This window comes from Roseiarcus sp. (genome assembly GCF_052145395.1).
GTDB lineage: Bacteria > Pseudomonadota > Alphaproteobacteria > Rhizobiales > Beijerinckiaceae > Roseiarcus.
This window is the reverse complement of record NZ_JBKQOT010000178.1, coordinates 1-5168: the sequence shown is the minus strand read 5'-3', so window position 1 is coordinate 5168 and position 5168 is coordinate 1. Positions and strand designations below refer to the sequence as shown.

Sequence of the window (5168 nt, the reverse complement as noted above, 5' to 3'; positions counted from 1 at the left end):
ATCGTCACGCTCACGCTCTCGGCTCAGCCCGGCCAGGCCAACCGGTGGTCCGACAACGGCCTTTTTCAGGTCGCGGAGGAGCTTCAGCACGAACTCGCCAAGGTCGACAACGTCGGCGCGGCCTATCTCGTCGGCGGCAGTCCGAACCAGATCCGCGTCGAGCCGGACCCGGAAAAGCTCTCGGTGTTCGGCGTCACGCTGAACCAGCTCGTCGACAAGCTCGCCAACGCCAACCGCTCGTTTCAGGTCGGCGCCTTCCGCGAAGGGGGCAAGTCGCTGCCGGTCATCGCCGGGCAAACGCTGCAGGGCGTCCCGGACATCGGGCTTTTGCTGCTCACGACGCGCGACGGGCACCCGGTCTATGTGAAGGACGTTGCGGAGGTCGTCGTCGGCGCCGCCGAGCCGGAGCATCGCGCATGGACGATCACGCGCGCCGCGAACGGCGATTTGCAGCGCCATCCCGCCGTCACGCTCGCCATCGCCAAGCGCAAGGGCGCGAACGCAGTCACGGTCGCCGACGACGTCCTGAAGCGCCTCGAGATCGTCCGCGGGCGCGTGGTTCCGGAAGGCGTCGAGATCGCGGTCACGCGCAACTACGGGGCGACCGCGACCGAGAAGGCGAACGAGCTTCTCTTCCACCTCGGCCTTGCGACGATCTCCATCGTGGCGCTGATCACGCTCGCGATCGGCTGGCGCGAGGGTCTCGTCGTCCTGATCATCATCCCGACGACCATTTTGCTCACCCTGTTCGCCTCGTGGCTCATGGGCTACACGATCAATCGCGTGAGCCTGTTCGCGCTCATCTTCTCGATCGGCATTCTGGTCGACGACGCGATCGTGGTGGTCGAGAACATCGCGCGGCATTGGGCGATGGGCGGCAAGCGCGATCCGGCCGCCGCCGCGGTCGAGGCGGTGGCGGAGGTCGGCAATCCGACGATCGTGGCGACGCTGACCATCGTCGCGGCGCTGCTGCCGATGATGTTCGTCAGCGGCATGATGGGCCCGTACATGAGCCCGATCCCGGCGAACGCGTCGATCGCGATGCTGTTCTCGTTCTTCGTCGCGGTGACGGTGACGCCGTGGCTGCTGCTGCGCTTCGCGGGGCGCAAGGCCATTGCGGCTCGCGCGGCGGGCGAGCATCACGAGATCGGCGCGATGGGCCGCTTCTACATGGCGGTCGCCCGCCCGCTGCTGAAAGGGCGCTGGCGCTCGAAGCTGTTCCTCATCGCTGTCGGGGCGGCGACCGTCGCCGCCTGCTCGCTGTTCGCGACCAAGGACGTGCGCGTGAAGCTGTTGCCGTTCGACAACAAGTCGGAGATCCAGGTCGTCCTCGACCTGCCGCACGGGGCGAGCCTCGAAGACACCGATCGGGCCTTGATGGCGGCGGCGGAGCGCCTGAAGGACCTGCCGGAGCTGGTCTCGATCCAGGCCTATGCGGGGACGGCGGCGCCCTTCAACTTCAACGGACTCGTGCGCCATTATTACGTGCGCGCCAACCCGGAGCAGGGCGATCTTTCGATCAACCTCCTCGACAAGGCGAAGCGCGACCGGGCGAGCCACGCGATCGCGCTCGACATCCGTCACCGACTCGCGGGCCTCCCCCTTAGCTCCTCCGCGACCTGAAAAAGGCCGTTGTCGGACCACCGGTTGGCCTGGCCGGGCTGAGCCGAGAGCGTGAGCGTGACGATGGCGACGTCGTTGACGCCACGCCCGACGATCAGCGGCTCGGGAATACCCTTCGGCAGGTCGCCGATGTTCGCCCTGATCTTCTCGTGCACCCGCAGCGTCGCGACGTCCTGGTCGGTTCCCACCAGAAAGCGCGCCGTGACCATGACGGAATCGTCGTTCGTCTGCGAATAGACGTGCTCGACGCCGTCGATACCCTTGATGATGTCCTCGAGCGGACGCGTGACGAGCTCGACCGCCTTATCGGCCTTGTAGCCGTTGGCCTGGACGAGAATGTCGACCATGGGCACGCTGATCTGCGGCTCTTCCTCGCGCGGCAGCGACACGAGGGCGATTGCGCCGGCGACCAGCGCCGCAAGCAGGAGGAGCGGCGTCAGCGGCGCATTGATGAAGGCGCGGGTGAGAATCCCCGAGAGACCGAGCTTCATGGCGTGACGAGCTCGTCGCCGTCCTTGAGGCCGGCAAGGATCTCGACAGACTTGTCGTCGCTGGAGCCGAGCTCAACCACGACTTCGGCGCCGTCCGCGAGCTTGACGAAGTCGACCCCCGCGCGGCGGTAGACAGCGGCGCGCGGGACGACGATCGCGCGGCGCTCGCCGGTCGCGACATAGACCTTTGTGCGCTCGCCGACAAAATAGTCGCCGACCCCGGGCGCCTCGACGTCCGCGATCACGCGCCCGCCCTGGATCTCGGGATAGACGAGCCGGACCCGTCCCTCGCTGCGCGCCCCGTCGTCGGCGCCGCCGCGCGATGCGATCTTCACCACATCGCCCGCGCGCATGAAGCGGGCGTGACGCTCGGGCAGTTGCAGGCGAAGAATGTAGTGGTCCTCGGCGATGGTCGCGATCGTCTCGCCGGGGAGCACCACCGAGCCTTCCGAGACCGGCGCGCGCAGCACCCGACCCGCGCCCGGCGCGAGCACGGCGCCCTCCTTCATCTGCTGGAGAAGGACGTCGCGATCCGATCCCATCGCCTGGAGGGTGCGCTCGGCGACGTCGAGGGCCGTCTTCGCGGCGTCGACCTGCACCTGCGTGCCGGCCCCTCGCTTCTGCAGTTCGAGCGCCCGCTGGTAGTCGGCCTCAGCCTTGTCGCGCTGCGACCGCTGGGACTGGATCCGCGAATCGAGCGCCTGCTGCTGCAACACCAGTTTCGGATCGGCCACGACGGCGACCTCTGCGCCGGCGGCGACCCGATCGCCCTCCTTGACGGAGAGCGACGCGATGGTCCCGCCAATGCGCGCCCGGGCAGTCAGTTCATGCACGGGCTCGACGGTCGCCACGATCGCCTTCTCGTCCGGCGCGGTCGACGTGTGAACGACGAAGGTCTCGGCAGCCGCCGGGAGCGGCGTCGCCAGGACGGCGGTCAGACACAGGGCAAGGCGCATATGAGGTTCCTCCAACGGGGCTATTGACATACATATTCAAATATCATAATTTAGCAAGCATGAATTTAATCGAGCTGCAATCCAAGGCCGAAGCGGTCGAGGCGCTGCTGAAGTCGGTCGGCAACCGCAACCGGCTGATCGTTCTGTGCGAGTTGCACAAGGGCGAACGCTCGGTGGGGACGCTCCAGCAGGCGATCGGGCTCCGCCAGTCGGCGCTCTCGCAGCATCTTGCGCGGTTACGCCTGGATGGCGTCGTCACAACCCGACGGGAATCGCAGACGATCTATTATTCGCTCGCGAGCGAGAAGGTCTCCCGGTTGATCGGACTTCTCGACGAGCTCTACTGCGCCCCGGAGTGCGACATCCCGGATGCGAAAGACAAACCCGCGAAAACAAGGAAGAAGTCATGACACTCGATCGATCGGTGATGGCGTTCGCCGGCTTTATGGTCCTCATCAGTCTCGTACTCGAGCAGCTGTACGGCCCGGCCTGGTTATGGCTCACCGCATTCGTTGGCCTCAACCTCATCCAGGCGTCGTTCACGGGATTTTGCCCGGCCGCGATGGCCTTCAAGCGACTGGGCGTCAGGGCGGGAACCGCCTTCTCGTAGAGCTCACAAATCGCAACGCAATCCAATCGAACAGGAGACAGCAATGACGGAAACGATGAACTGGCCGGAGCTGACGAAAATCTTGAGCGGTGAGCTCAAGAACCTGCGGGGCGGGGCGCCCGAGGTGATGAAAGCCTTCTCCTCGATGGCGCAGGCCGCGCTCGCTCAGGGCGCGCTCGACCCGAAGACCAAGGAGTTGATCGCCCTCGGCATTTCGGTGGCCGTGCGCTGCGACGACTGCATCGCGTTTCATGTCAAGGCTGCCGTGGACCGCGGCGCCACGCGCGAGGAAGTCCTTGAGACGCTCGGCATGGCGATCTACATGGGCGCGGGCCCATCGGCGATGTACGCGAGCCACGCGCTCGGCGCCTATACGCAGTTCGCCGGGGCCAACGTCGCCTGAACGGGAGCGAAAATGTTCAAGAATCTCTTTTCCCAGTCCCCCAGTCCGGCCGAGCTGGACCTGGAGACGTTCGCCAAGGCGGTGCAGGCGGGCGAAGCGGCGGTCGTGGACGTTCGCGAGGCGCACGAATACGCCGCCGGACACATCCCGGGTTCCGTCAACCTGCCCTTGTCGCGCTTCGAGCCTCGCGAACTGCCAAACGGTAAGCCGGTGGTCCTCATCTGCCAGGCCGGCGGCCGGTCCCGCAAGGCCCTCGATCAGTCCCACGCCGCCGGACGCGAGGACGTCAAGCATTACCCCGGCGGCATGTCTCAATGGCGCATGCAGGGCGGAGACGTCACCGTCTGAGATCGCCGAGGCGGCGCCGCCCGGACGACGAGCGGCGCCGCCAACTGAACCGCCCCTTTGTTCCATCCTCGCCAATCGTCTCATCCCCTTCGATTGAGGGCGGACATCTGGGATGAACGCGCCATGACGATCGACTGGACTCATTTCACGCCGCTCTCGGCTCTCACCGGCGGCGTGCTCATCGGTGTCACGTCCTCGCCCAGCGCCGCCGCTCCGGCGCTGAGCACGATCAGCAGCATGAGATAGGTGAGGACGAGCGACGCGCCGCCGCCAAGGCCGGCATAGGCCTTTGAGACCGGTGCGAGCGCGGTCGTCGGGTCGGTCCACACTGAGGTGGTCGCGACCCAGCCGAGCGCGTCGATCCCGGCGACCGACAGAAGGCCGAGGGCGAAAACGCCAAGGCCGATAACGACGGCGAGCCAGTCCTCGCTCAAGCGCACAGGCTCGGCGGTTTCGGCGGTGAGGGTCGCTTCGGACATGGAATGCGCCTTTTAGGGGACTTGCGCCCTCCGTTTTATAATGTCTATTAGGTTAGTCAACTTTATCGCTTAGGTCGCGATTCGCCCCGGAATGCGTGAAAGAATTTTCGCGATTTTTGATCCAGCGGGGTTATACCCGGACTCATTGAGGGGGCGAAAAGGGGCTTGCGTCGGAAGGGTTTTCGGATTCGGCTGGAGGCATGATTCGCGGCGGGTTTCTTTCGCCTCGCCAGCGCGCTGAATTGCTGGCGCTGCTGC

8 protein-coding genes and 1 pseudogene are annotated in these 5168 nt (G+C 65.9%); 5 read left to right on the top strand and 4 right to left on the bottom strand.

Annotation, left to right across the window (positions count from 1 at the left end; all coding sequences use genetic code 11):
* Positions 1–1623: efflux RND transporter permease subunit (locus ACLP25_RS06295; protein WP_442468368.1), on the top strand; the 1623-nt coding region annotated here is incomplete at its 5' end.
* Here the strand turns inward: ACLP25_RS06295 and ACLP25_RS06290 are convergent.
* Both ACLP25_RS06290 and ACLP25_RS06285 read right to left on the bottom strand, forming a co-directional pair.
* Positions 1602–2114: pseudogene (locus ACLP25_RS06290) on the bottom strand (efflux RND transporter permease subunit); the annotation flags it as partial. The gene ACLP25_RS06295 and the pseudogene ACLP25_RS06290 sit on opposite strands and share 22 nt — an antisense overlap.
* On the bottom strand, positions 2111–3070 hold the full coding sequence (locus ACLP25_RS06285; RefSeq protein WP_442468367.1) for an efflux RND transporter periplasmic adaptor subunit: 960 nt from the start codon (positions 3068–3070) through the stop codon (positions 2111–2113). The pseudogene ACLP25_RS06290 and the gene ACLP25_RS06285, both read right to left, overlap by 4 nt.
* 59 nt (positions 3071–3129) lie before the next feature.
* Here ACLP25_RS06285 and ACLP25_RS06280 point away from each other — a divergent pair, with 59 nt between their 5' ends.
* From ACLP25_RS06280 to ACLP25_RS06265, 4 genes are read left to right on the top strand one after another with little or no spacing between them, the layout of a single operon-like run.
* Complete coding sequence (locus tag ACLP25_RS06280; RefSeq protein ID WP_442468366.1) at positions 3130–3480, top strand: ArsR/SmtB family transcription factor; 351 nt, start codon at positions 3130–3132, stop codon at positions 3478–3480.
* Entirely contained in the window at positions 3477–3680 is a 204-nt protein-coding gene (locus ACLP25_RS06275) for a YgaP family membrane protein (RefSeq protein ID WP_442468365.1), read from the top strand. Before ACLP25_RS06280 ends, ACLP25_RS06275 begins: the two co-directional genes overlap by 4 nt.
* Before the next feature lie 43 nt (positions 3681–3723).
* On the top strand, positions 3724–4083 hold the full coding sequence (locus ACLP25_RS06270; protein ID WP_442468364.1) for a carboxymuconolactone decarboxylase family protein: 360 nt from the start codon (positions 3724–3726) through the stop codon (positions 4081–4083).
* Between the two features lie 12 nt (positions 4084–4095).
* Positions 4096–4431, top strand: a complete 336-nt coding sequence (locus ACLP25_RS06265; protein ID WP_442468363.1) for a rhodanese-like domain-containing protein — start codon at positions 4096–4098, stop codon at positions 4429–4431.
* A gap of 140 nt (positions 4432–4571) precedes the next feature.
* Here the strand turns inward: ACLP25_RS06265 and ACLP25_RS06260 are convergent, their stop codons facing one another.
* Positions 4572–4910: a hypothetical protein gene (locus ACLP25_RS06260; protein ID WP_442468362.1), complete on the bottom strand. Its 339-nt coding sequence runs from the start codon at positions 4908–4910 to the stop codon at positions 4572–4574.
* A 69-nt stretch (positions 4911–4979) separates the two neighbouring features.
* Positions 4980–5168, bottom strand: a 189-nt coding sequence (locus tag ACLP25_RS06255; RefSeq protein WP_442468361.1) for a hypothetical protein, incomplete at its 5' end; no start/stop codon positions are given.